23 protein-coding genes are annotated in these 23,420 nt (G+C 48.2%); 12 read left to right on the top strand and 11 right to left on the bottom strand.

Annotation, left to right across the window (positions count from 1 at the left end; translation table 11 throughout):
- Positions 1–53: 53 nt before the first annotated feature.
- Positions 54–1,805 (bottom strand): DUF6044 family protein, encoded by a 1,752-nt coding sequence (locus CWM47_RS26655; protein WP_240625484.1) that lies wholly within the window; start codon positions 1,803–1,805, stop codon positions 54–56.
- A 105-nt stretch (positions 1,806–1,910) separates the two neighbouring features.
- Between CWM47_RS26655 and CWM47_RS26660 the strand changes: the two genes are divergently transcribed.
- Positions 1,911–3,467 carry a M20/M25/M40 family metallo-hydrolase gene (locus tag CWM47_RS26660; RefSeq protein ID WP_100991581.1) on the top strand — a complete coding sequence of 519 codons (1,557 nt, stop codon included), beginning with the start codon at positions 1,911–1,913 and terminating at the stop codon, positions 3,465–3,467.
- A gap of 127 nt (positions 3,468–3,594) precedes the next feature.
- Positions 3,595–3,825: a DUF4834 domain-containing protein gene (locus CWM47_RS26665; protein ID WP_100991583.1), complete on the top strand. Its 231-nt coding sequence runs from the start codon at positions 3,595–3,597 to the stop codon at positions 3,823–3,825.
- 67 nt (positions 3,826–3,892) lie between these two features.
- Here the strand turns inward: CWM47_RS26665 and CWM47_RS26670 are convergent, their stop codons facing one another.
- Entirely contained in the window at positions 3,893–4,279 is a 387-nt protein-coding gene (locus CWM47_RS26670) for a YbjQ family protein (protein WP_100991585.1), read from the bottom strand.
- The gene (purN, locus tag CWM47_RS26675) at positions 4,276–4,875 is read right to left on the bottom strand and encodes a phosphoribosylglycinamide formyltransferase (protein ID WP_100991587.1); all 600 of its coding nucleotides are present in this window, start codon (positions 4,873–4,875) and stop codon (positions 4,276–4,278) included. The genes CWM47_RS26670 and purN overlap by 4 nt, the downstream gene beginning before the upstream one ends.
- Positions 4,876–5,032: 157 nt before the next feature.
- Here purN and CWM47_RS26680 point away from each other — a divergent pair, with 157 nt between their 5' ends.
- The 4 genes from CWM47_RS26680 (at position 5,033) to CWM47_RS26695 (ending at position 7,812) form a co-directional block, all read left to right on the top strand.
- Positions 5,033–5,659, top strand: a complete 627-nt coding sequence (locus tag CWM47_RS26680) for an ABC transporter ATP-binding protein (protein WP_100991589.1) — start codon at positions 5,033–5,035, stop codon at positions 5,657–5,659.
- A gap of 142 nt (positions 5,660–5,801) precedes the next feature.
- Positions 5,802–6,503, top strand: coding sequence for a peptidylprolyl isomerase (locus tag CWM47_RS26685; RefSeq protein WP_100991591.1), 702 nt, complete (start codon positions 5,802–5,804; stop codon positions 6,501–6,503).
- A 70-nt stretch (positions 6,504–6,573) separates the two neighbouring features.
- Positions 6,574–7,473, top strand: a complete 900-nt coding sequence (locus CWM47_RS26690; protein ID WP_100991593.1) for an SDR family oxidoreductase — start codon at positions 6,574–6,576, stop codon at positions 7,471–7,473.
- Positions 7,474–7,545: 72 nt separating this feature from the next.
- Positions 7,546–7,812, top strand: coding sequence for a DUF167 domain-containing protein (locus CWM47_RS26695; protein WP_100991595.1), 267 nt, complete (start codon positions 7,546–7,548; stop codon positions 7,810–7,812).
- An 85-nt stretch (positions 7,813–7,897) separates the two neighbouring features.
- Here the strand turns inward: CWM47_RS26695 and CWM47_RS26700 are convergent, their stop codons facing one another.
- Entirely contained in the window at positions 7,898–10,294 is a 2,397-nt protein-coding gene (locus CWM47_RS26700) for a mechanosensitive ion channel family protein (RefSeq protein WP_100991598.1), read from the bottom strand.
- Between the two features lie 227 nt (positions 10,295–10,521).
- Between CWM47_RS26700 and CWM47_RS26705 the strand changes: the two genes are divergently transcribed.
- On the top strand, positions 10,522–10,977 hold the full coding sequence (locus tag CWM47_RS26705; protein WP_157816066.1) for an energy transducer TonB: 456 nt from the start codon (positions 10,522–10,524) through the stop codon (positions 10,975–10,977).
- Between the two features lie 740 nt (positions 10,978–11,717).
- On the opposite strand, the gene CWM47_RS26710 is transcribed toward CWM47_RS26705, so the two are convergent.
- The 4 genes from CWM47_RS26710 to CWM47_RS26725 all read right to left on the bottom strand — a co-directional run bounded on the left by CWM47_RS26710 (position 11,718) and on the right by CWM47_RS26725 (position 14,300).
- Entirely contained in the window at positions 11,718–12,200 is a 483-nt protein-coding gene (locus tag CWM47_RS26710; protein WP_100991602.1) for a hypothetical protein, read from the bottom strand.
- A gap of 148 nt (positions 12,201–12,348) precedes the next feature.
- Positions 12,349–12,861 carry a hypothetical protein gene (locus CWM47_RS26715; RefSeq protein ID WP_100991604.1) on the bottom strand — a complete coding sequence of 171 codons (513 nt, stop codon included), beginning with the start codon at positions 12,859–12,861 and terminating at the stop codon, positions 12,349–12,351.
- A 31-nt stretch (positions 12,862–12,892) separates the two neighbouring features.
- Positions 12,893–13,708: a polyprenol monophosphomannose synthase gene (locus tag CWM47_RS26720; RefSeq protein ID WP_100991606.1), complete on the bottom strand. Its 816-nt coding sequence runs from the start codon at positions 13,706–13,708 to the stop codon at positions 12,893–12,895.
- Positions 13,709–13,925: 217 nt separating this feature from the next.
- A complete protein-coding gene (locus CWM47_RS26725; RefSeq protein ID WP_100991608.1) occupies positions 13,926–14,300 on the bottom strand; it encodes a DUF4296 domain-containing protein in 375 nt (124 codons plus the stop codon).
- A gap of 84 nt (positions 14,301–14,384) precedes the next feature.
- Here CWM47_RS26725 and CWM47_RS26730 point away from each other — a divergent pair, with 84 nt between their 5' ends.
- The 4 genes from CWM47_RS26730 to CWM47_RS26745 all read left to right on the top strand — a co-directional run bounded on the left by CWM47_RS26730 (position 14,385) and on the right by CWM47_RS26745 (position 17,950).
- The gene (locus tag CWM47_RS26730) at positions 14,385–15,251 is read left to right on the top strand and encodes a DUF58 domain-containing protein (RefSeq protein ID WP_100991609.1); all 867 of its coding nucleotides are present in this window, start codon (positions 14,385–14,387) and stop codon (positions 15,249–15,251) included.
- 65 nt (positions 15,252–15,316) lie between these two features.
- On the top strand, positions 15,317–16,288 hold the full coding sequence (locus tag CWM47_RS26735; protein ID WP_206170547.1) for a hypothetical protein: 972 nt from the start codon (positions 15,317–15,319) through the stop codon (positions 16,286–16,288).
- A gap of 4 nt (positions 16,289–16,292) precedes the next feature.
- Entirely contained in the window at positions 16,293–17,372 is a 1,080-nt protein-coding gene (locus CWM47_RS26740; RefSeq protein WP_100991611.1) for a VWA domain-containing protein, read from the top strand.
- A gap of 2 nt (positions 17,373–17,374) precedes the next feature.
- Positions 17,375–17,950 carry a ribonuclease HII gene (locus CWM47_RS26745; protein WP_100991613.1) on the top strand — a complete coding sequence of 192 codons (576 nt, stop codon included), beginning with the start codon at positions 17,375–17,377 and terminating at the stop codon, positions 17,948–17,950.
- Positions 17,951–18,025: 75 nt separating this feature from the next.
- On the opposite strand, the gene CWM47_RS26750 is transcribed toward CWM47_RS26745, so the two are convergent.
- Entirely contained in the window at positions 18,026–18,547 is a 522-nt protein-coding gene (locus tag CWM47_RS26750; RefSeq protein ID WP_240625485.1) for a nuclear transport factor 2 family protein, read from the bottom strand.
- 119 nt (positions 18,548–18,666) lie between these two features.
- Here CWM47_RS26750 and CWM47_RS26755 point away from each other — a divergent pair, with 119 nt between their 5' ends.
- Positions 18,667–19,698 (top strand): AraC family transcriptional regulator, encoded by a 1,032-nt coding sequence (locus CWM47_RS26755; RefSeq protein ID WP_100991615.1) that lies wholly within the window; start codon positions 18,667–18,669, stop codon positions 19,696–19,698.
- A 137-nt stretch (positions 19,699–19,835) separates the two neighbouring features.
- On the opposite strand, the gene CWM47_RS26760 is transcribed toward CWM47_RS26755, so the two are convergent.
- Positions 19,836–21,989: a 3-hydroxyacyl-CoA dehydrogenase NAD-binding domain-containing protein gene (locus tag CWM47_RS26760; RefSeq protein WP_100991617.1), complete on the bottom strand. Its 2,154-nt coding sequence runs from the start codon at positions 21,987–21,989 to the stop codon at positions 19,836–19,838.
- A gap of 98 nt (positions 21,990–22,087) precedes the next feature.
- The gene (locus CWM47_RS26765) at positions 22,088–23,296 is read right to left on the bottom strand and encodes an acetyl-CoA C-acetyltransferase (RefSeq protein ID WP_100991619.1); all 1,209 of its coding nucleotides are present in this window, start codon (positions 23,294–23,296) and stop codon (positions 22,088–22,090) included.
- Positions 23,297–23,420 lie beyond the last annotated feature (124 nt).

The raw sequence follows: 23,420 nt of genomic DNA on the forward strand, positions 1-23,420 counted from the left end.
ACCTACTCCACAAATTACACTTACTACACCCACTCCACTCGTTCCACTAATAATTACTCTAGTTTATACAGCCACACTTTCCAATAGCTCTCCGAATTGGTGAATATGCTTTCCAGATGAAGTCGGTTCTGGGCAGCATTGCCAATCGGCACCGCCGAAAGCATATATTGGCCACCCAGCGACGAAAAGGCATCGGTATCAAGTTGCAGGTGATTTAGAACTGGATGCTGTGTTTTTCCGAACAGATAATTCATCCCTAACTCGGCGCTGTAGAGGTAAATCCGGCAGCCATAAGCGTCGTAATATGTACGCATCTGTTTTGTACCTTTTGCCAGTTCGGCCGCTATGATTTTTCGGAAGGCGTGTTTGTAGGGGAGCGGGTAATTATTCTGGTAGCTATCCAGCGTATAAAACCCATTGAACTGTGCTACCGACGGGTGCATACCCAGACAAATGACCCGGTATTCGGATGGCGGTTTTGCAATGTAATTGCGAATTTGAGTGAACTGCTTTTCCGCAAAAAAAGCCCGGAAGGAGGGTTGTTGCGCTTCTGTGACGTAGCCTGTCATTTTGCCAATGTTAATACGCCATTCCTTATTGGCAACGATCATGGTTACAAACAAACCCGTCAGAAAGAAGCGATTCCAGCCCCCATTTGCCTTAAACTGCCGCAGCGCCATCGCAAATAGAATAAACCAAAGCGCGGGGAGAAGGAAATAGAAACGGTCGAATTGAAATACGCGAAAGTTTAGCCCCATTGAACTGTCGCCGAGCCATATGACCAGATAGTGGTAAACGCCATGAATCAGGCAAATGACACCGGCCAGCATTGGTAAGCCGATGAGCCACTTCAGGGCGCGAAAATCCTTTTTCTGCCAGGCCAGATAGATGCCTGCCCCGGTAACGGCCAGAATGCCCCGGGTTAAAAAAGCTCCCGTATTGAACATCGGCCACAGGAACAGATCCCTGATTCGATACCAAGTGTTGTCAAGACGCGTAGAACGCAGTTTGCTGTAGTCGAATTCGATCCGATGGGAAATATACGTCTGGTTAAAGAATCCATAAATCAATTCCCATTCGCTGCCTACATACACCAGCGAGAGGAGGAGCAAGCCAGTTATATAGTCCCAGTTCATTTGCCGGAGTTGCCGCATTCGCACAAGCCCAAGAATACCCAGCGCAATGCAGATAAATAGGCCGGACCATACGAAGAAAGAGTAAAAGGGAAACAGGATTATGATGAGCCAATCACTCCCGCGACCCTGGCGGTTCAGCAGGTTCAAAAAGGCGAACAGGATAAGAGGCTGCCCCGTAACCGATGCGCCATGAACAATATAACAAGGCACCAGCGCAAACAAAAATGAGATCGCTACCCGCGTAAATGCCCAGCCTGATTCGGGCAGTATGTGCTTTTTCAATAGCAAATACATACCCAAAAAACCAATGCTATGCACCGCTATGAAGTTGACGACCTGCGCTTTGTAAGGCGGCAATAAATAGAATGACAGGACTTCAAAATTCAACCCTGTTCGGAAGGCCGAGCGTGGAATGCCGCTAAATGAGGTAGCGGCTCCCGGCCCACTGCTCATCATATTCGGGATAATGGTGTTCAGATCGAAATCGAACGCGGTATTCGTAATCTTAAGCAGATAGAGGTATAAAAAATCGCTGTCCAAGTTGTCGTGGATCGTTAGGTGGGCACCTTCGCCCAGCCAGACGTATGGAAAAACGTACAGCAGTAACAAGCCAACGGCTATGAGGAGATAGGTTTTTTCGGTCGTTGTGGTGGCTGAACGAGCTGGCATACGGTGTTGAGAAGAACTGCGAAACTACGGAAATTCGTTGAGATGCCCGGAAGGTCGATAAGCCAAAGCTGTTTTTCGTACTTTTATGCCGTCAACCCAATTATCATGCAATCATCGTCTCTAGTTCCTTTTTTTGCGGGCCTGTTATTGATTACTGCCTCAGTTCAGGCGCAAACCCGTTCCGCTAAAAGCAGTCTTCCCAAAACTAAAGTAACGGCATCCACGCCCCAATTTCCAGAGTTTAGCCTGTCGCGTGCTGAAGTAGAAGCGCACACGCGATTTTTGGCTTCCGACGAACTGGAAGGCCGCCGTACGGGCGAACAGGGCAACCGTGTAGCGGCCCGTTACATTGCCGAACAATTTCGGCAGCTGGGTTTAAAACCCGCAGGGTCTGTCGATAATAAGTCGGATTATTTTCAACCCATCAATCTGGAGCGCGTTAAAGCGGCCAATTCGGGCCGTATGCTTGTGGGCAAAGATACCCTTCAGCTCGGCAAAGAGCTGGTCGTAATGGCGGGCGGACCAACCAATCTTTCGGGCGAAGTTGTTTATGTTGGCTATGGTCTGACCGATGGCGAAGATGGTTACAAAGGACGCGACGTGAAAGGACGAATTCTGGTAGCGCAGGGAGGTTCGCCGGATGCTAAAAGCCCCCGCGAAATCTTCAGCGCATCGGCCGCGAAACGCAAACTAGCCAGCGAAAAAGGAGCCGCAGCCCTTATTGAACTTTATAGCGAATCCATTCCGTGGGGCTTTGTGAATCAATATTTTAACCGCGAGCAATTGGCTGTTGCAACGACAGAAAACAGTAATGCGCCCCTGGCTCATGTCTGGATCAACAATGCCAACAACAAATACAAACAACTTAAAGACGCGGGTCAGCAGGTCACGCTTCAAACGTCGGGCCGTCTGCGTTCATCGGTCATGTCGACCAATGTGGCCGGTATTATCGAAGGCACCGATCCTAAACTCAAAGACGAGTATGTGGTGCTGTCGGCCCATTTTGACCACATTGGCGTTGGTAAATTGAGCGGAACGCCCTTTCAATCCGGCGATAGTATTTTCAACGGGGCGCGGGATAACGCGATGGGCACTGTCGCTATTTTAGAAGCAGCCAAAGCCTTGTCGTTACAACGGCCCAAACGGTCGATACTGGTAGTGGCCCTCACAGGCGAAGAAGTTGGTTTGCTTGGCAGTCGTTATTATGCTGAACATCCGTTAATACCCTTAAAACAAACTGTTTTTGACATGAACATCGACGGAGCCGGGTATAATGACACGACAATAATTTCGGTTATTGGACTGGAGCGAACGGGTGCGAAGCTAGAAATCGAAACGGCTGCCAAAGCCTTTGGTTTAGGCGTATTTGCTGAACCCGCCCCCGAACAAGGCTTATTTGATCGGTCAGATAATGTGAGCTTTGCTGCAAAAGGTATTCCCGCACCAACGTTTTCACCGGGTTTCAAATCCTTCGATGAGGCCATTCAGAAATACTACCACCAAGCTATCGACAATCCCGAATCACTGGATTTTGCGTATGTTCAGAAATTCTGCCAGTCCTATGCCTATGCCGCCCGGCTGATCGCCAACCGGTTGACGCGCCCACAATGGTCGGCAGGAGACAAGTATGAAGCCGCAGGAAAAGCTTTGTACGGACAGTAGTAGCGCATCAAGATCTGCTTTTGTTGAGGTATACCTGGAACTGTTTATCCCGATAAACAGCCGTATATCACACCAGAAAACTAAACCAGCCGTCACAACGTTTAGTAATTAACAAAGACACCCAGACATGTTATTCAAATATCTGTTTATCATCACCCTTGTTATTCTGTTTGTACCGCCGGTACGTCGGTTTGTGTTTTACCTGCTTGTTGGTCGGCAGTTGGTTAAACAACAGAAACAGCAGACATCGGCCGCCGGACGAACTCGTGAGGGCGAAGTACGGGTAAACACGCCCCCAGCAAAAGGAAACTCTTCTTTTACGGGTGGCGAATATGTTGACTACGAAGAAGTTAAGTAATTCCTAGTTATATACGACAATGCCCGCCAAACAGGAACTTCTGTTTGGCGGGCATTATTATTTTAGGCTATTGGCTGTGTTCCTCTTTGTAGCGAACAGCCAGCCCACTCATCACATACCCGTTATCGGTCATAGAAGTGTAATAGGTGTAGCGAACCGAAACCAGCGCGTCGGCACCGAGTTTTTTGGCCTGAAGTGTCAGGCGGGCCAGCATGAGTTCTTTCTGCTGCATATCATTACCCCGCTCAAGCATCCGGCGGTTGCCCGACTGTCGTGCTGCCAGCGGCACCTCGCCTTTTACTTCCAAATCCTGTAATGGGTCGAATGGGCGTTCGGGGCGCTGTGTGTCGTAGAACACATCGACTGGATAACCGAGCTTATTTCGTAAGTAAACCATGGGCTGAAAGCAGCCGGTTAAACTCAGCAAGAGCGCAATTACGGCTAACTTTTTCATGGGTGTTCGGTGGTTGTTTTCGTTAAAACAGCTTCCACAATACGTGGATAATGCTCATGTTCCAGTACTAATACGTTTCGGGCAATGTCCTCGGGAGAGTCTGTTGAGGAGACAGGGCAACTTGCCTGAAAAATAACCTGTCCTTCGTCGTAATGCGCATTTACATAGTGGATGGTAATGCCCGACTCCGTCTCGCCCGCAGCCGCCACAGCTTCGTGTACGAAATGGCCGTACATCCCTTTGCCACCAAATTTAGGTAATAAAGCCGGGTGAATATTAACAATCTTATCAGGAAATGCCCGCACCAGATCGGCAGGCATCAGCCACATGAATCCGGCCAGCACAATCAGATCAATATTTTGATTAAGAAGGAGTTGTGTAATCTTATTTGTGTCATAAAACGTTGTCCGGTCGAAGAGTAATACCGGAATGTGCGAGCCCCGACCGAATCCACGGCGGGCGCGGTCAATGACTCCCGCTTTTGGGTTGTTCGAGACAATCAGCGAAATCTCGATATCAGGGTTACCTGCGAAATAATCAGCAATTTTCTCGGCATTAGAGCCGGAACCAGAAGCAAACAGGGCGATGCGTTTCAAAATTTGTAATTGGTGGAGTTAGTAATTGGTGAGTTGTCAAGTCGTTCCTGTAGTGTCTGGCCAGGCGGCCGTAGTGTCGTGCTCTGGAACCCGATACCACGGGAATTCATCAAAATTACAACTTTTGCCTATTTTTGTGGGTACTCGCTCAAATCCAATGCTGGCAACCCATCAACTCACGTTCGACTATGGCCCTTCGAAGCAGTTTACGTTCCCCGACGTTCGCTGTGCTGCTCGTGAAGCTTTCCTGATTCTGGGGCAGTCTGGCACCGGAAAAACGACCTTCCTGCATTTACTGGCTTTATTGCTCAAGCCCAAAAGTGGCTCAGTAATCATTGGTCAGACAGACCTGACGAAGCTTAGCGCATCCGAAACGGCGGCTTTCCGGGCTAAACATCTGGGTATCGTTTACCAGAAACCTCACTTTGTCAGTTCATTATCCGTGCTGGATAACCTGTTGATGGCAAACTATCTAGCTAATAAGCCACAGGATAAGGTGCGTGCCAGAGATCTGGCCGGACAGTTGGGTTTCGCAACGCATCTGGATAAGAAAACGAATCAACTCAGTCAGGGCGAGCAGCAACGGGTGAGTATTGCCCGTGCGGTTATGAACCAACCCGACGTTATTCTGGCCGATGAACCAACGTCGAGCCTCGACGACGAAAACACCGACCGCGTAATAGCTCTCCTACGGCAGCAATCGGAGCAAATTGGGGCCAGCCTGATTGTAGTTACGCACGACCAGCGCCTGAAAGATGCTTTTCAAAATCGCGTTAATCTATAATTTTTCCTGTCATGCTGGAGCGCCAGCCCGGTGGAGCGCCAGCCGGTAACGAAGGAAGCATCTTCGGTAGGCTGCTGAAATGATAGCTAAAAGCGTTTGCTAGTCTGAAGATGCTTCCTTAGCCAGCATAACAAAAAAACATATGCGTAAGCTTCTGCTTCTATTTTTACTGATTCCAGCTCTTTCAATTGCCCAAAACCGAAAGAAAAAAGACTACCTTGTTTCGCTTAATACGTCATTCGGGACGATGCACCTTGTGCTGTACGACCAGGCCCCGAAGCACAAGGAGAATTTTATTAAGCTCGTTAATCAGAAATTTTACGACAGTCTGTTGTTTCACCGCATCATTCCGTTATTCATGATTCAGGGGGGAGACCCGAATTCGAGGAAGGCACCGGAAGACCAGCCCCTCGGTAATGGCGATGTAGGCTATAAAATTCCGGCTGAATTTGTGCCGTCGCTATTTCATAAGAAAGGCGCTTTGGCAGCCGCCCGGGATAATAATCCGGAAAAAGCATCGAGCGGATGCCAGTTTTATATTGTGCAGGGAAGGGTTTGGGACGATGCCGGATTGCAGACACAAATTGTCCGGATCGAGTCATTGAAGGGCCATGTGCCAACGGATGAGCAGAAGCAAGTGTATAAAACACTGGGTGGCGCTCCACATTTAGATGGAAACTACACTGTTTTTGGCGAGGTAATTGACGGACTGGCTATTGTAGACAGCGTTGCCAAGCAGGCACGTAACGAAATGAACCGCCCCGAGAAAGACGTCCGTATGACTATGACGGGGGAGTGGGTAAAGAAAAAGAAGATTACGAAAAAATACGGGTATAAATTCTAGGCTCAAATAGCCGCTGGCTACTTATACTGATCAGCCAGCAAACAGCCCGAGGCTGTTTAAGACACAACATATGAAAAAAATCCTCCTTACCGGTGCCAATGGGCTGCTGGGCCAAAAATTGGTTGGACTGCTTACAAAGCAGCCGAATGTTGAATTAACCGCTACGGCACGGGGCGAAAATCGCCTGCCATTTTCGGAGGGGTACACCTACCGGTCAATGGACATTACGGATCGGCAGCAGGTGCTGGACGTTATTGAAGAGGTGAAGCCTGACGTAGTTATCCACGGGGCCGCCATGACCGATGTGGATAAGTGCGAGGTTCAGAAAGATGCCTGCTGGGCGCAAAATGTGCACGCTGTCGAGTACATTATCGAAGCCTGCCGGGCAACCAATGCGTTTCTGGTTCATGTATCGACTGACTTTATTTTCGACGGTGCCGCCGGACCTTACGACGAAACGGCCGAAGCCAACCCGATTAGTTTCTACGGATGGAGCAAGCAGGCGGGCGAATCGGCGGTGCGGCATTCCGATATAAAATGGGCAATTGCCCGAACGGTACTGGTGTATGGCATCGCGCACGATATGAGTCGGAGCAATATCATTTTGTGGGTCAAAAAATCGCTGGAGGACGGCAAAAATATCAAGGTCGTAACAGACCAGTGGCGTAGCCCAACCCTGGCTGAGGATCTGGCAATGGGTTGTTACCTTATTGCCGATCAGAAAGCTGAAGGCATCTTTAACATCTCCGGCAAAGAAGTCCTGACTCCTCACGAGATGGCCATCCAGACTGCTGATTATTTTGGTCTCGACAAATCACTGATTGCTCAGGCCGATGCATCGACCTTTACACAGGTAGCCCGTCGTCCGCCCCGTACCGGGTTTATTCTGGACAAAGCCCGTACCGTTTTGGGGTACAATCCACACAGCTTTGCCGAAGGAATTGCGGTGCTGGCTGAGCAGTTGAATTAGTTATTAGTGGAGTAGTTGACTGGTTAATTGGTCATCAACTACTCTACCAATCCACCAATTTACCACTCCACCATGACACTCCACCTTAAAGTCAAGCCCGGTAGTAAAGTTGACCAGCTATTTTATGATGACGCTGGTCAGCTTAATGCCAAAATCCGGGCTCCGGCGCAGGATGGGAAAGCCAATGCGTATTTAGTAGAGTTTCTGGCCAAACAATTGGGCATCGCCAAGTCGAACGTGACCATTGTTGCAGGATTTACAAATCCACACAAGCGGATTGAGGTCGACGTATTGGCAGCGGTTTACGAAGGGTTTCTGGCGAAAATAGCCCAACCTTAAGCGAAAAGAACGCTAAGCTTAATTCATTGCGATCTTTGCGCCTACCCTTGCGTCTTTGCGCCGGGCCGCCGGGCGGGTAAAAAACTCACATCAGTTTAATTCCATTCTCCTTAAATCGTCGGTATATATTCAGCAGCACCTCGCTTCTGAACAAGTCTTCTTTATTCACGGAGTTGATCCACACCCTGACTTTCAATTCGAGCGTATCGTTACTAATAGTCGACAGAAAAATTTCGGGGGCTATGCGTTTTACCGCGTTCGGATGTTTTAGAATTTCTTCTTTAATCAACAGTTCGAGTGTCTGTAAATCGTGCTCGGTGTCGGCTTTTATCGTTAGCTCAATACGTTTCGCTTTATGGTTGATTGTCCAGTTAACGACCTGGCCTGACAACAGGTCGCCATTTGGAATAATAACCTCAGAGCCCTCTGTCGTCAGCAATCGGCTGGAGCGAATCCCGATTGTTTTCACCCGCCCTTTCTTGCTGGCAATTTCGATAAAATCACCAATCTGAAACGGTTTGTCGAAAATCAGGATAATGCCGGAAACGAAATTGTTGACGATGTTCTGAAGCCCCAGGCCAATGCCAACACCCAGGGCCCCCACCATAACCGTTACCTTATCTAGCCCAATGCCCGATGCCACAATGGCGATCAGGAAGCCAACAATGAGCATAACTAGTCGGATAATAACCAGCCGTGAGTCGGCCGTACTGACAGAGCCGCTGACTTCATCTTCGGTTTCCCCAAAAAAGTAGCCGATGTATTTTCGCATTGCGCCGGAGATGTACAACACAATAGCAAACAGAATAATATTCCCCCAGGTAAATGTGGTACTTCCTACACCGCGTTCGGCTGACAGAAAACCTTCGATCCGACCATAAATTGCATTATAGATATAGAGGTTGTTGGTGAAGATAATGATCCAGGCAATGATGGAAACGAAGCTGAGTAAAGTATGCAAACCAACTTTAAGCTTGTCGTAATTAAAGCGGGAGGCAACACCTTTTGTCAGCCTGCCGCTGATTACCTGAAGCGCAAACGCTTCATTTATAATTTGAACGAGTGTGAACAGGCCAATGGCCTGTGTCAACCCGAAAATAGCGGCTGTACTGCAAATTTTGGCGAGGCTGATCCGACCGAAAATATTGAAAAGTACGGCCAGTATATTCAGGCCAATGTACAGGATCGCCACTTGTTTGATGAAGCCGGTGAGCGACAGCGCTTTCCTTATTCTGAACAAAAATAGGAAGCCAAAGGCAACGGATACACAACTGAGCAGCAGCAGCCACAGTCTGAAAACCAGTCCGGGATCAATGATCGATGAGCGGGTTAATACGACCAGAATATACAAGCCCACAATAGCCAGCCAATGGAAGAATAACTTCCGGGTCCAGCTTCGATAGAAAAGAAAGGTGAGGGAGATGAGCAGAATAAACTGCATCAACTCTACATAAACTGCTGGCGGGCGCAGATCGAAAAAGGGAGCGCAGTTAAACACCACTACCAGCGTTGCAAAAACCGGTACCGGCTTGAGATACCGAATTTTTGCCTCGGCCAGAATCTTGTCTATCGGCTCATGATGCCTGATAATGGTGAAGCTTGAATAAGTCCAGCCAAAAAAGATCAGCCCAATAACCAGCATATAGAGCCAGTTGCCGGCGCTTCGGTCGAGGTAATAGCCCAGCATATCCCGCTGGCCCTCATACGATCGGGCTACCAGCTTTTCCAGTTTTTCGTCGGATCCTTCGTTCTTCGGAATTGCCCAAATGAAGTCCGATTCTTTACCTATTATTTTGAGATTGAACTCTTTAATTCGTTCGTTGACAATATTGGCTAGTTCTGATGTTTCAAAATAACCGTCAGAAACCGTCGCTTGTAATTTATTGATTCGAGTCAGGTTTTTGTTGGTCGATTCACTGGCGGCTATCCACTGTTTTCGTAAATCTTTTAACGAGTTCGCATACAGTACCCTGTAATTACTGTCGGCAGGCGTTACCAGAATTGAGTCTTTAGCAATGCCAATGAGCTGGCCGTTCATGTCGGACAGTTGCTTTTCCTGATCGGACAATAATTCCCGCCAGCTTTTGAGTTGTTGCTGTATGTCGCCAAGCAGAACCTGGAACATGAGCATGTTTTTCATGTCATGTACTTTACTGTACAGGGCCAGGTTGGTGCGAATGGTCTTGATGTACGACTGAACCTCAGGCAGATTTTCATCAATTTGCCAGGTAGTGAAGCCCCGCTGGGTTCGGTTATTGATGTCATTCAGCGCCGTATGGCCCTTTTCGAGTCGGGCAATGATACTGTCGACGGGGATACCGGGTTGCGGAATGATAGGCAGGCTGTCGACGGCGCCCATTCCGGTGGTATCCTGTGCGTGGAGGGCAGGCGTTAAAAACGTAAATAAAGCCAGCAGACTACTAAAAAGAAGGTAGTGTGTAAAGAATTTACGCGCTGACTGGCGGTTGTGTATATGTATCATTCAAAATCGGCAACTATCCTCACTTCGCTTCACATTTGCCCTGTAGTATTGATATTAATACCGACAAAAGTGGGAATTGTTATGATTGTGTGGTTGGTAGAATGGAGAATACTTATTTTGCCATATACTTTTTTGTAACTTAAAGGCCTTATTTCTTGATTTTATTGGCCTCTAAGCGCACTAGCATGTTTTTCCGGCGATGGCTTTTTCTGTTACTAAGTAGTCACATGACTTTTGCTCAATCAGCCAGTTCTGATCTGAGTCAGGACCCTGTTTTTTCTACCGTGTTAAATCGTCGGCTTAGGTATCCTCGCCAGGCCGAATGGTCAAGCGTGTACGGCCGGGTCTTTGCCGAATTTACTATTGATGATAAAGGCCATGTTCAGGACATCTCAATTCTGAATCATAGCGAAAAAGGCACGTATTATGGTCTTGAACCCACTATAATAACCGCTCTGAAGAAGTTGCCTTCGCTGAATCTGCGTTATACCGGCAGTTATATTTTGCCAGTTTCCTTTATTTATGTGGACTATCGCCAAAAGGATAAACCTTTTGTTCCAAAGGACACCTTGTATATTCAGGATCTGGCCGGGCGAATTGCATTAAAGGAAATCAAGATTATGGGGAATAGTACCAACAGCAGAGAGCGAATTTTATCAGCGGGAAAGAATGAGTATTACTAATGCCGGAAATAGATTAGTCATAATTGCCGTGTATACAAAACCCAAAATGGTGAATACTTAAAGAGTGCCATTATTAAGCATTTCAGCAGTCATGCGAAAAGTTTCATAGCATAGTGCGTAGTTATACAACTGCCCTTGAAAAAATGCCATTGGTATCATTCTATTCCGCTACAAGACTTGTCCTGGTTAAAGAAACTTGATAATGGCACCAGCTCTAGTATCATCCAAGGGACTTACCAAGGGCAAACCGTTTATGCTGTCAGTAGTTGTGAGCGTTGTTTTAACGGCTCTTATATAGCGCTTTATCGCTGCGATGGTTCTACAATTTGTAGCGGATTAACCTTAGCCTCAGACAGCTCTTCTACGAGTTGTCGCAAAATTGCTTCGAGCCTGACTGATAGAAGAACATTAGTCGAGCATAAACCCTAATAGTACAATTACGCTAGAGTGAACGTATTTATCAACAGTTGCACTTTAATTAGGGCAGTTCTATAACTAAGGTGGCTGTTGCAAAAGTCGGTACTGGGTCAAACCGCCCTTAGTTCAGCTTCCCTAACCGCTCTGCCTAGCTGATTAAAAAGTCAGAAACTGGCTACTAAATTGAGCTTTTTTGACTCATACTAGACTTTTGCAACAGCCACTAAGAATATGTTATGTGAATAATTTGATTTGTTATGGAAGATTTAAAAATGTCAGGTCTAGTAAAAACTATAATTAAGGGGGTCTATAAGCTATAATAATTACTCTTGTTGAATTGCCCTTAAGATGCAGGGGATAGCTCTGTCTTCGGCAAGTTTATAGTTTACCAAGAGCGCTATGTTTTGAAAGCAGTTGTAATACTGACTATTACCCGACACTGGTACAAAGCCATCATCAACTGCATCATGAGTCAGATAGGCAAGCGTCAATGAACTTTCATTCCATGCTACTTCACTCACAAGTCCATCGCTTTTACGAATTCGGACAAGAATTTGTGTTGTGTCACTTTCCTTCTTATAGGCATGAATAGTACTCTCTGGCCTTTCCTTACTTGAAGCAAATTTGAATCGCTTCATGCTAAGTATGCTTTCCACGGTTGATTTATGTTTTGAAAGTAGCCCTTTCAATTCATTGTAATCGAACGCTTGTTTATTCAGGATTTCTTGGGCTCTAACGGGAAAGAGAGTTGATACAAAGCCAAAACAAATTGTTAAAAGCAGTACCCTGATTAGTGTATTTTTCATGATCTAGAACTGTTGTATAAGTGGCAATATGTTGACCTATGTGCCAATATTATTAAAAATAATTACTTATCAATAAAGAAAAACGGTCGTTCCTGATAAATATATGGAATGGAAGGCTTTACTGACTAAACATTTACGGCTTCTTTTTTTACCACGTAATCGGAAGGCAATTAGCTACTTCTTTTATTGATGTTGACAGGAGTTTAGGGATTGAAGCTTTGCTCTCGGCTAACATAATGTTAACCAGTACTTTATTCTTCATCTGTAAAACATCCGCTAAATCTAAATCCATTTCGGCAGAGAAAACGGTAACGTTTTCGCCCATCGAATCAACCAATAGAGGTTGATTCACCTTCACTATTGTGGAGCCATCATCAAACTGAAACGTGATATTTTTTGAGTTTGATTTAGTTGATGGACCAAAAGCGTTGATGCCTAAATTTAATGAGTAACTCGTGTCAGATTTCGTAACTGACTTACCCAGAAGAAATAAGTATATCGTATTTTTAGTCGTGGTTGTACCGGCAGGAATGTCAACCATACCCATATAGCCGATACCATCCTTAGCGTCAAATTTTTGTATAGAAGCACACCCCTGCGCTTCGCATAGATTGAGCGCTAAAAAAGTTATCCCAAAAAACAGAAGAATAAGGAACCGCATGAAATTGGTGGGGAAGCGTCCGACGGAGTTTTTACACCGTATTAACTGGCTCTTCCACCTTTTTTGCCGATTCCCGGCGGGGAATGTAGTGCCGGAAGAAACTGCTGATTTTCATTTGAAGCACACCAAAAACGGCTTCTTTGAAAATCTTGGACGACATTTTAGAAACGCCCCGTGTGCGGTCGGTGAAAATGATGGGCACTTCCTGGATACGGAAGCCGTATTTCCAGCACGTAAATTTCATCTCGATCTGGAACGCATACCCAACGAACTTAATGGGATTATGCAAAATAACTTCCAGCACCTCGGCCCGGTAGCAAACGAATCCGGCCGTGGGGTCCATGATTGACATGCCCGTTACAAAGCGAACATATACCCCCGCAAAGTACGACATCAGCACCCGGCCCATCGGCCAGTTAACCACGTTGACGCCTTTGATGTAGCGTGAGCCTACGGCCACATCAGCCCGGGTAGGGCTATCTTCGGCACAGGCGCGGTATAGTTTGATCAGGTCTTCGGGATTGTGCGAAAAGTCGGCGTCCATCTCGAAAAGATACTGGTATCCGCGCGATAATGCCCATTTAAAGCCGTCGATGTAAGCCGTACCCAAACCCAGTTTGCCGCGCCGTTCGAGCAGGTGCAGCCGGGCCATTGACCCCCGCTGTGATGTGCCGGTAGACAGAAACTCCTCCTGAATATCGCGAACACGTTGAGCGGTGCCGTCGGGCGATCCGTCGTCTACGATAAGGACATCGAAGGGCTCAGGCAAACTGAACACTTTGCGGATGATTGCTTCGATATTTTCGATTTCATTATAGGTTGGAATAACGACTAGGCGCTCTTTCACAGGTTTTCGAGGAGGTTAGTAAGGCAGTTGCTACTACAACAGCAAATTACTCCCTTTTTGTCTAAAAAAATCATTAAAAATTCTTAATGAGCGGCTTAATTATCAGTTTGTCAACCAATTCGGCAAATTTTCTCGGGCACCCTGCCAGTCGCGTGCCTGCCTGTCGGCGTGTGGGGAAAAACACCCGGCATACCGCTTACACGAATAATGCCAATCCTCACGAAGACTTTTTTCCCTTCGTGTCAATCTTCTTCTTTAATTGCTCGGTAACCTGCTGATATATAGCTTCCATACTGGCCGGATGCGCCGAGTAGAAAATATAGCTCGTTCTATATGTAGCCGTATCAATGCCAAACTTTTTAAAAATACCGCTTTCCAAGTGTTTATACGCAAGGTTTGATGAATCAATGGATCGCAAATTCAGGCGGGCAACCCGGGCTTCGGCTATGTGTACTTCCGTCAGAATGTCGGCCATCTTGTGTTCGTCAATCAGATTCTCGGGCTGCTTGTCTTCGGGTGCGGTGCAGGCGGCTACCATCCAGCCGCTGAGTAGCAGGCTCCACAGATGCCGTTGAAATAGGTTTCGGTGCATACGCTTAAATCAATAGCTTTGTAAGTTAATCCTGTGCAGCAAAGTTCGGGATTGACTGTTAAAATAGTATAACGCCTGTTTTACATGGACGAGTTCTTAGCCAAGCTCCGTAATTTCGACATTCGCATTCGAAAGGCAGTTAACTCGCAAATGCGCGGTAGCTTTCGGTCGGTGTTTAAAGGAACGGGTCTGGAATTCAGTGACTTGCGGACGTATCAATACGGCGACGATGTGCGGGCTATCGACTGGAACGTATCGTCGAAAGGGCACGGTACATTCGTGAAGGTTTTTCGGGAAGAGAAAGACCAGACGGTGTTCTTTGTGGTCGATGTGAGTGCTTCACAACAGGTGGGGGCCCGCCACCGCGATAAACTAAAGGCTACCAAAGAGGTGTGTGGGGTGTTGGCTATGTCGGCTATTCGGGAGGCCAGTCACGTGGGTATGTACTGTTTCTCGGACCAGAAGGAGAAATACATAAAACCCGGCAATGGACTGAAAACAGGCTATCAGTTGATTATGAGCCTGTATAAATTGCAGCCGGAGTCAACCCGGACGAGTATTGCCGATGCGTTGCTGTTTACGCTTAATGCCCTTAAACGCCGGAGCGTTGTTATTTTGCTGTCCGATTTTATTGACCTGAACTACGAACATAACCTCAAAGCGCTGGCCAAAAAGCATGATCTGGTGGTCATTCACCTCTACGATCAGCGCGAAGTGAAGTTGCCTAAATTAGGGATCATTCCGGTGCACGATACGGAAACGAACCGAACGGTATGGGTCAATACGTCTTCAGTTTCGTTTCGAACAGGGCTTTATGATATCTTCCAACAGAATCAGAATCGGCTTGAGCGGCTTTGTAAGCAGTATAATGCCAGTTACCTCGCGCTTGATTCGCAGGAGGATTTTGTGCCAAAACTTATCGAATTGTTCAGGGTTAGGAAATTTAGATGAAACGATTCGGCTTTATTTTGCTTCTTTTAGTCTGCTTCCTAGCCCTCTGGGGGCCGGCAGAGCCTATGCCGACGCAAAATTCACCCTCCCAACGTAAGTTAGAGCAACGGACGTTAGAGCAACGTCCATTGAAAGGGCATTTTCTGGAGGATAGTATCGAAATTGGTCGACCGTTTCGATATTCGCTGTCTTACCATCATCCAGCCATTGCGGAGGTGCTGTTTCCCGACACGGCCAGAAGTTTTGCGCCCTATCGGGTACAGAAAGTGGCAGTATTTGCTACCAAAACAACTGGCTCGGGATTGGATGCGGTTAGCCGCGATAGTGCCGTTTATACGCTGGTATCGTTCGAAACAGATTCTGTTCAACTATTGCGGGTGCCCATTCGAACTATAAATGATATTGACTGTACGGCTCAGTGGACGCTGACTGACACCGTTTTTTTGCGGTCGAAACTTCCGCCTGCTTTACCCGATTCGCTGGGCGTTCGGTCGCTACGCCTTGCTACCGATACCAAACTGGTTCCATTGCAACAACAATTCAACTATGTAGCGCTGGCTGTTGGTTTTGTTTGCGTAAGCGTGGCGCTTGGGGCTCTGTATCTACTGTTTGGACGCTTGACCCGGCGGCAGTGGCGACTTTTTTTACTTAATCGGCGGCATATTCGGTTCCTGCGTGAATACACTCGGCTAAGTGAGCGAATCAGCCCATTTACGGCAGCCGAAACGGCTAATCAGGCCGTTGTCATGTGGAAAACATATCTGGAACAGTTAGATCCTCAGCCATACATGTCGCTCACCACACCCGAACTGGCCGAACGCCTTCAGGACGAGCGTGTAGAAACAGCCCTTCGCGAAGCTGACCAAATGATTTATGGAGGTACATTTACAGCGCAGTCGCAGTCGGCTCTACAGGTGTTGAGCAATGTAGCTACTCAGATATACCGTCAGCGTCAAGCTAAACTTTTACAATCCGATGGTCGGAGAGGTGACCGCACTGCCTTATCTGGTTCGGCAGAACCCTCTTCTCTAACCTGACCGCATGGAACCCTGGTATTCACTTCACTGGTTCAGTCCTGCGCAATGGCAGCAGTTTCAACTGGCGCAACCATTGGCTTTATGGCTGATTCCTGCTATTTTGATTCTGTTTTTTTTGCGCTACTACCTCTATCGTCATGCGCAGCAACGCCTGAATATGTCGCTCGGGCAACTCAACTCGCCCCGCGTTAGAGGAGGTAGAGGGCAAACAGGTCGTTCATGGCTTAGTATAGGCCGGTATTTACTGCCAATCAGCGTTTTTGCCGGGATGACTTGTTTGCTGGTTGCGCTGGCTCGTCCGCAAATTATTCGCGAGCAGCGCAACGAACAATCAGAAGGTATTGACATTATGCTGGCTATGGACGTATCGGAGTCGATGAGCGAAACCGATTTACAGCCTACCCGACTGGCGGTGGCCCGGCGAGTGGCCCAAACGTTTGTCAATAATCGCAAAAATGACCGGATCGGATTGGTTGTTTTTGCGGGCGAAGCGTTTTCTCTTTGTCCGCTCACAACAGATTATGGCTTGGTGAAACAGTATCTGAGCGACCTGAACGACCACATGATTCGAACATCGGGCACAGCCATTGGCGATGCGCTGGCGCGTTGTATCAATCGCATGCGCGACCGGGCCGTTGTTAGTGCAGATACCACTCAGCGCGAAGCTGAGGCTACGAACGTAGACCGGACTAAAGTCATTATTTTGCTGAGCGACGGCGATAATACAGCCGGAAATCTGGACCCTATTACAGCCGCAAAATTGGCTAAAGCCTTCGGAATCAGGATATACACTATTGCCGTAGGTCGCCCGGTGGCTTCTACTGCCAATGCCGCTACCGTTGATGAGGGGGTTTTGAAAACCATAGCAACCCTGGCTAATGGGAGCTTTTTTCGAGCTACGGATGCCCGACGATTACAGGCCATTTTTGCGCAGATCAGCCGGCTGGAAAAAGCGCCTATCCGCGTCCTGGTTTACGAGGATGTTCAGGATTATTATCGGATTTATATATACTGGGGTATTTCATTTTTATTGATCGCCTTAGGTCTAAAGAACACAATTTTTGGTAATGTGCTGGAGGATTGATTATGCTGAAATCCTATTATAACGCCGACGCTATCGAAGCGGGTTTAGATGAAGTGGGGCGGGGTTGTCTGGCTGGGCCGGTTGTGGCAGCAGCGGTTATCCTGCCAAAGCATTACACGCACCCCATTCTGAACGACTCCAAGCAGTTGTCGCATCGACAACGGGAAATCCTGAAAAAAGACATCGAGCGCGACGCGCTGGCCTGGGCTGTGGCCGAGGTGTCGCACGAGGATATTGACCGAATCAATATTCTGAAAGCCAGCTTTCTGGCCATGCATCGGGCGGTCGATAGGCTGATTATCAAGCCAGAACATTTGCTGGTTGATGGCAATCGGTTTACGCCCTATCCTATGATTCCGCACACCTGTATCATTAAAGGTGATTCTCATTATCTGTCGATTGCAGCGGCATCCGTGCTGGCCAAAATATACCGCGATGAGTTGATGGAGCAACTTGGCCGGGAGTTCCCGGCTTATGGCTGGGCTAAAAATGTAGGCTACCCAACCCCCATTCACCGGGCCGCCATCCGGGAGTTTGGCCCGACAAAATACCACCGAATGAGCTTTCGATTACTGTAGAGTAGTTGTTAAGTTAGCAGGCTAGCAGCTGATGGGGGTAACATCCAGCAGAAAAATAGCCTACTAACCAATAACTTACTTTAGCCAGAAGTTATCTTCCTGTGCTACATCGGCAGAATACACTTTTGCTTTGACAATTTGGCCGTTCTCAACTGTATAAACGTCGATGTTATATACATCCAGAATACCCCCATTGGCTTGAACGGCTTTCCAGTGTACTAGACAGGCAACGCTGTTTTTATTGGCAGTAAGCACTTTCACATCGGTAAGGGCCAGACTGTTGTCGGTGGCCTGGAACATGCCGCCTACCATTTTAAAGACGTCGATGCTTGATCTTTTGATACCGGAAAACCGGTTGCTTCCGGGTTGATCCCATTCTATATTCGGGTGGAGTGATGCCGCTAGTTTAGCCTGATTTCCCTGTTGAACAGCGGTTAAAAATTCACTGACGACCTGCATAGCCTGTGTTTCCATGGTTGTTGAGATTACTTGTTTAATGAATTTCTGATGAGTTAACTGAGATGATGGTTTGCTCATGGGTGGCAGATTTGCCGAATGATCCAGAGCGAGCATAAAAGCGAATGCGATAGTTTTCATGGCCTTTTTTTGACAAAGGTATTGGGCGGGTATCGGGTGCCTTTTACCATCAAGCGCCAACCAATTACCACTTCACGACAGCGGTAAAGCAAGGCCGGATATTTCTGTATGTTTACTTTATGCAAGACTATCAGAAAGGATTGGCCCTTAATCTGCTGGCATATGCCGTCCAGAAAAACACCAATATAGATCGGCTATGTGCGTTGTCTGGCGTAGCCTTGAGTGAGCTGCGGGACGAAGCCAGCGCCAGTCCCAGCTTGAAGCAGATTAATGCGTTGTGGCTAAATGCTGCGTATTTGAGTCAGGACCCGCTGTTTGGCCTTCACTTTGGCGAGTCGATGCAGGTGGCTGCTTTGGGTGTTGTGGGCGAGTTAATCCGACATAGCCGGACAATTGGCGAAGCGCTAACTCATGCAGCTTCTTTTGCCCATTTAATTACGGATGTCCTCACTATGGTGGTGACTGCATCGGATCAACTGTTCACGATCGAGTTCGTGCCGAATGTGAAGCGGAGCCGCGAGTCACCAATCGTGTTCCGGCAGATGATGGATTTCTTTTTGGCCTTTACCTTACATGAGGTAGACGGCCTGATCTTGGAGAAAATCCAGCCTGTTACGGTCAGGATGCCGGTTTGTGCTGTAGATCAAACAGAATATAAACGGGTGTTGCGATGCTCGTCAATTCAGGACAGTGATAAATATGTGCTGGAATTCGATGCCCGGTTCTGGGAGGAGCCTATCCTGACCGCAGATTATGAGTTACAGGCGGTTCTGCTGCGGAAGGTAAATGTACTGACTGAAGCTAGTCGTCAGAAGGGAGTAGTAAGTGAGCGTATACATAATTTTCTACTGGCGAATGCGTATCTGGGTGTTCCAACGCTCGAAGCCATTGCGTCGAATTTGAACGTAAGCAGTCGGAGTTTACAGCGCAAACTACGGGAAGAGGGTGTAACGTACCAGCAATTAGCCGATTCAATGCGGAAATCACTGGCCTTGCATTACCTGCAAGCGGGTCAGCATCCGGTAAAAGAAGTTTCCTATATTCTTGGATACAACGAACTGAGCGCCTTCAACCGAGCCTTCCGTCGGTGGACGGGTACAACTCCCGCTAGCTATCAGAAACAACAATCTGGCGCGCGTATTCACTCGTGACGGTTGATGAAGTCAGTATTTATTGACGCAAGCGAACCGGGACGCCAGACCAGCTTGCGTCAGTGAATACTGACTTTATGAAAAGGCACGAGTGAATACGCGCGCCAGATTGTCTCATTTTTTGGGCCGCAGTCAACTTATACCAACGTCTTTGCCCCGGCCCGTTCCCGCAGTGCTTCCGTTGGGCGAAAGCGTTCGCCGTATTGATCGGCCAGGCGGTCGAGGGTTTTGACGAACGTGTCGACACCTACAAAATCTACGAACGATATCGCTCCACCTGTGTAGGCGGGGAAACCCCAACCCAGAATAGACCCCAAGTCGGCATCCAGTTTTGTTCGTACAACGTTTTCCTCAAAGCAGCGAACGGCTTCGATAGCTTGCCGATAGAGCAATCTCGTTTTTACTTCATCGAGCGTAGGTTGCTGTGCCGTTTGTGGGAACAGGTCCTGTAGGCCCGGCCAAAGTTTTTTACTCCGGTCGTCAGCATACTCATAGAAACCGGCTTTTGACTTCTTGCCGAGCCGACCAAGGTCAACGAATTTTTTGGCTACCTGATAGCTGATATCATCCTCGCCAATGGCCCCGTCTTTAATGCCCTGACCGGCAATTTTATAGACAAGATCCAGCGCCACTTCGTCCGTTACGGCCAGCGGACCAACGGGCATCCCGGCATCTTTTCCACCGTTTTCTATCAAAATCGGGTTGACTCCATCTTTCAGTAATTCCATTCCCTCGCCCGAATATGTCCCGAAGCAGCGCGACGTGTAAAAGCCACGAGAATCATTGACGACAATGGGCGTTTTGCGAATCTTCCGGGTGAAATCGATGGCTACGGCCAGCGCGTAATCCGACGTTTGTTTGCCCATGATGATTTCCACAAGCATCATTTTATCGACGGGCGAGAAGAAGTGAATGCCGATGAAATTTTCGGCCTTTGCCGATGCCTGCGCCAGCCCGCTAATGGGTAGCGTAGACGTGTTGGAGCCGAGAACGTTTAGCCCTACAGGTGCCAGCATAGGTTCGGCTTCTTTCGTGACCTGTGCTTTCAGCTCCCGATTTTCGAAAACGGCTTCGATAATCAGGTCGCAGCCCTGCAAATCCTGTGCATTGGCCGTGGGTTTGATCAGGTTCAGCGTACCGTCGACTTTTTGCGGATCGACTTTACCGCGTTCAACGCCCTTCTGAAGTAATGTCCGCGAGTAGTCTTTTCCTTTTTCGGCTGCTTCGACCGATACGTCTTTCAAAACAACTTCAATACCCGCCTGCGCCGATACATAAGCAATACCCGCGCCCATCAAACCGGCCCCCAGGATTCCGAGTTTTTTGACGTCGGTTTTAGCTTGGTCTTTTGGGCGGCTGGCTCCTTTGTTGGCTTCGTTCATACCCAGAAACATCGTCTGGATAAGGTTCTTTGCCACTTTCGAGGTGGCTACCTTCACAAAATGCCGTGCCTCGATCATCAGCGCCCGGTCGATGTTGACCTGTAAACCTTCATATACACACGCCATAACTTCGAGCGGGGCGGGATAATTACCTTTGGTTTTATCCATCAGCATGGCCGTACCAGCCGAAAATGTTTGAGCACCTACGGGACTCTGCACGTTACCACCGGGAACCTTGAAATTATCTTTGCCGACAATTTTCCCGGTTTTGCGGTCGATCTCGTCCCAGGGTTTCAACGGCTTTTCGTTGGCGTCAATCCAGGCACGGGCTTTATCCATCATCTCGACTGGACTATCGGCAATGTCGTCGATCATACCCAGGTTTTTTGCTTCCTGAACCCCTACTTTTTTGCCTTCCAGAATAAGCGGCAGTGCCGCCTGGATACCAAGCATACGGGGTAGTCGCTGGGTTCCGCCTGCACCGGGCAGGAGCCCAATGGTTACTTCGACCAGACCAATTACTGTTTTTGGATTATTGAGAGCCACGCGGTGGTGACAGGCTAAACAGATTTCGTAACCTCCTCCCAGCGCCGTACCGTTTATGGCAGCAACGGTAGGCTTTCCCGATGTTTCTATGGTACGGAATATACGGTTCAACTCCGACGTGACTTTCAGCATCTCGGCGGGGGGCTTATCATTACTGCGGAGTATCATCTTCAGGTCTGCCCCCGCCACAAATTCCGGCTTTGTAGAGCTGATAATCAGCCCTTTAACAGATTCATCGGCAAAGGCGCGTTGCAGAGCCGCGTCAAATTGGGGGATCGATTCGTCATTGAGAACGTTCATAGGAGAGGAGGTCATCTCCCACGTAATGATAGCGATATCTTGATCAGTGGTGTAGTTTATCATTGCTCTATGAATGGATAATGAATAACGTAAAATGTATAATGGTGCAAGCAACGACCTAGCACCAGAAACATTATCTATTATTCATTTTACATTATTCATTAATTGACCCGTTCAAAAATTGTGGCAATACCCATGCCGCCCCCGATGCAGAGGGTCGAGAGACCAAACTGTTTGCCCGAACGTTCGAGTTCATCCAGCAGCGTGGCCGAAATGATGGCCCCCGTTGCGCCCAGTGGATGCCCCAGAGCAATAGCCCCGCCGTTTACATTCAGCTTGCTGTGATCGACGCCGAATTCGTCCATAAAGAGCAATGGTACGGCGGCAAAGGCCTCGTTCACTTCGAAGAGATCAATATCGCCGATGCTCATGCCTGCACGTTTAAGCACTTTACGCGTAGCTGGAACCGGTCCCGTGAGCATGATCGTTGGTTCAGATCCCACAATGGCGAATGCTTTGATGCGGGCACGGGGCTTGAGTCCCGACATCTCGCCAAATTCACGACTACCTATTAATACTCCGGCGGCCCCGTCGACAATTTGCGAGGAGTTTCCTGCGTGGTGAACATGGTTGATTTTATCGTATTGAGCGTATTTGAGCAGTGCCAGCGCATCTAAACCCATCTGGCCCATTGCCTCAAAAGCAGGCTTGAGCTTACTCAAACTTTCGGTTGTCGTGCCGGGGCGTACACCTTCGTCGCGGTCGAGCAGCAGCATCCCGATCTCGTCTTTAAGTGGAACGAGTGTTTTATGAAAGCGATTGTCGGCCTGCGCAGCAACGGCCCTGCGATATGACTCAGCCGCGAAACTGTCTACATCCGAGCGGGAATAACCGTATTTAGTGGCGATCAAATCGGCCGAAATGCCCTGTGGCACAATGTTATGGCGGGCCACAATCTGTGGATTCATGAAAATAGCGCCCCCGTCGGAGCCCATCGGCACTCGCGACATCGACTCTACACCCCCGGCCACGATGGCGTCGACCTGTCCCGACATGACGTAAGCAGCCGCCATATTAATGGCTTCCAGTCCCGATGAGCAGAACCGGTTGAGCTGCACCCCCGCCACCGATTCGTCGTAGCCAGCTTCGAGCGCGGCTGTGCGGGCAATATCGGCACCCTGTTCGCCAATGGGCGTTACACAACCCATGATCACATCGTCTATGAGTGATGTATCGATCTGGTTACGGTCGCGGAGCTCGCGCAAAACGCTGGTGAGTAGTTGAATGGGCTGCACATCATGCAGCGAACCGTCGCTTTTGCCCCGGCCCCGAGGTGTACGAACAGCATCATAAATGAAGGCTTCAGCCATAATTTTGTCGAAAAATTAGTATGCATGCATACGGTTTTCAGTCAAACAAAAGTACGGTAAAAGCTGAATGTGGCAATAGGGTTAGGTTAAATTTAAGAAAGCACAGGATGGTTTAGGACTGTGG

The sequence above is a fragment of the Spirosoma pollinicola genome (genome assembly GCF_002831565.1).
In the GTDB taxonomy this organism is placed as follows: Bacteria; Bacteroidota; Bacteroidia; order Cytophagales; family Spirosomataceae; genus Spirosoma; species Spirosoma pollinicola.

What these genes read in the sequence shown, in the direction of transcription:
- CWM47_RS26655 (WP_240625484.1), bottom strand. Translation starts at nt 1,805, where the DNA reads ATGCCAGCTCGTTCAGCCACCACAACGACCGAAAAAACCTATCTCCTC.
- CWM47_RS26660 (WP_100991581.1), top strand. Translation starts at nt 1,911, where the DNA reads ATGCAATCATCGTCTCTAGTTCCTTTTTTTGCGGGCCTGTTATTGATT.
- CWM47_RS26665 (WP_100991583.1), top strand. Translation starts at nt 3,595, where the DNA reads ATGTTATTCAAATATCTGTTTATCATCACCCTTGTTATTCTGTTTGTA.
- CWM47_RS26670 (WP_100991585.1), bottom strand. Translation starts at nt 4,279, where the DNA reads ATGAAAAAGTTAGCCGTAATTGCGCTCTTGCTGAGTTTAACCGGCTGC.
- CWM47_RS26680 (WP_100991589.1), top strand. Translation starts at nt 5,033, where the DNA reads ATGCTGGCAACCCATCAACTCACGTTCGACTATGGCCCTTCGAAGCAG.
- CWM47_RS26685 (WP_100991591.1), top strand. Translation starts at nt 5,802, where the DNA reads ATGCGTAAGCTTCTGCTTCTATTTTTACTGATTCCAGCTCTTTCAATT.
- CWM47_RS26690 (WP_100991593.1), top strand. Translation starts at nt 6,574, where the DNA reads ATGAAAAAAATCCTCCTTACCGGTGCCAATGGGCTGCTGGGCCAAAAA.
- CWM47_RS26695 (WP_100991595.1), top strand. Translation starts at nt 7,546, where the DNA reads ATGACACTCCACCTTAAAGTCAAGCCCGGTAGTAAAGTTGACCAGCTA.
- CWM47_RS26700 (WP_100991598.1), bottom strand. Translation starts at nt 10,294, where the DNA reads ATGATACATATACACAACCGCCAGTCAGCGCGTAAATTCTTTACACAC.
- CWM47_RS26705 (WP_157816066.1), top strand. Translation starts at nt 10,522, where the DNA reads ATGACTTTTGCTCAATCAGCCAGTTCTGATCTGAGTCAGGACCCTGTT.
- CWM47_RS26710 (WP_100991602.1), bottom strand. Translation starts at nt 12,200, where the DNA reads ATGAAAAATACACTAATCAGGGTACTGCTTTTAACAATTTGTTTTGGC.
- CWM47_RS26715 (WP_100991604.1), bottom strand. Translation starts at nt 12,861, where the DNA reads ATGCGGTTCCTTATTCTTCTGTTTTTTGGGATAACTTTTTTAGCGCTC.
- CWM47_RS26725 (WP_100991608.1), bottom strand. Translation starts at nt 14,300, where the DNA reads ATGCACCGAAACCTATTTCAACGGCATCTGTGGAGCCTGCTACTCAGC.
- CWM47_RS26730 (WP_100991609.1), top strand. Translation starts at nt 14,385, where the DNA reads ATGGACGAGTTCTTAGCCAAGCTCCGTAATTTCGACATTCGCATTCGA.
- CWM47_RS26735 (WP_206170547.1), top strand. Translation starts at nt 15,317, where the DNA reads ATGCCGACGCAAAATTCACCCTCCCAACGTAAGTTAGAGCAACGGACG.
- CWM47_RS26740 (WP_100991611.1), top strand. Translation starts at nt 16,293, where the DNA reads ATGGAACCCTGGTATTCACTTCACTGGTTCAGTCCTGCGCAATGGCAG.
- CWM47_RS26745 (WP_100991613.1), top strand. Translation starts at nt 17,375, where the DNA reads ATGCTGAAATCCTATTATAACGCCGACGCTATCGAAGCGGGTTTAGAT.
- CWM47_RS26750 (WP_240625485.1), bottom strand. Translation starts at nt 18,547, where the DNA reads ATGAAAACTATCGCATTCGCTTTTATGCTCGCTCTGGATCATTCGGCA.
- CWM47_RS26755 (WP_100991615.1), top strand. Translation starts at nt 18,667, where the DNA reads ATGCAAGACTATCAGAAAGGATTGGCCCTTAATCTGCTGGCATATGCC.
- CWM47_RS26760 (WP_100991617.1), bottom strand. Translation starts at nt 21,989, where the DNA reads ATGATAAACTACACCACTGATCAAGATATCGCTATCATTACGTGGGAG.
- CWM47_RS26765 (WP_100991619.1), bottom strand. Translation starts at nt 23,296, where the DNA reads ATGGCTGAAGCCTTCATTTATGATGCTGTTCGTACACCTCGGGGCCGG.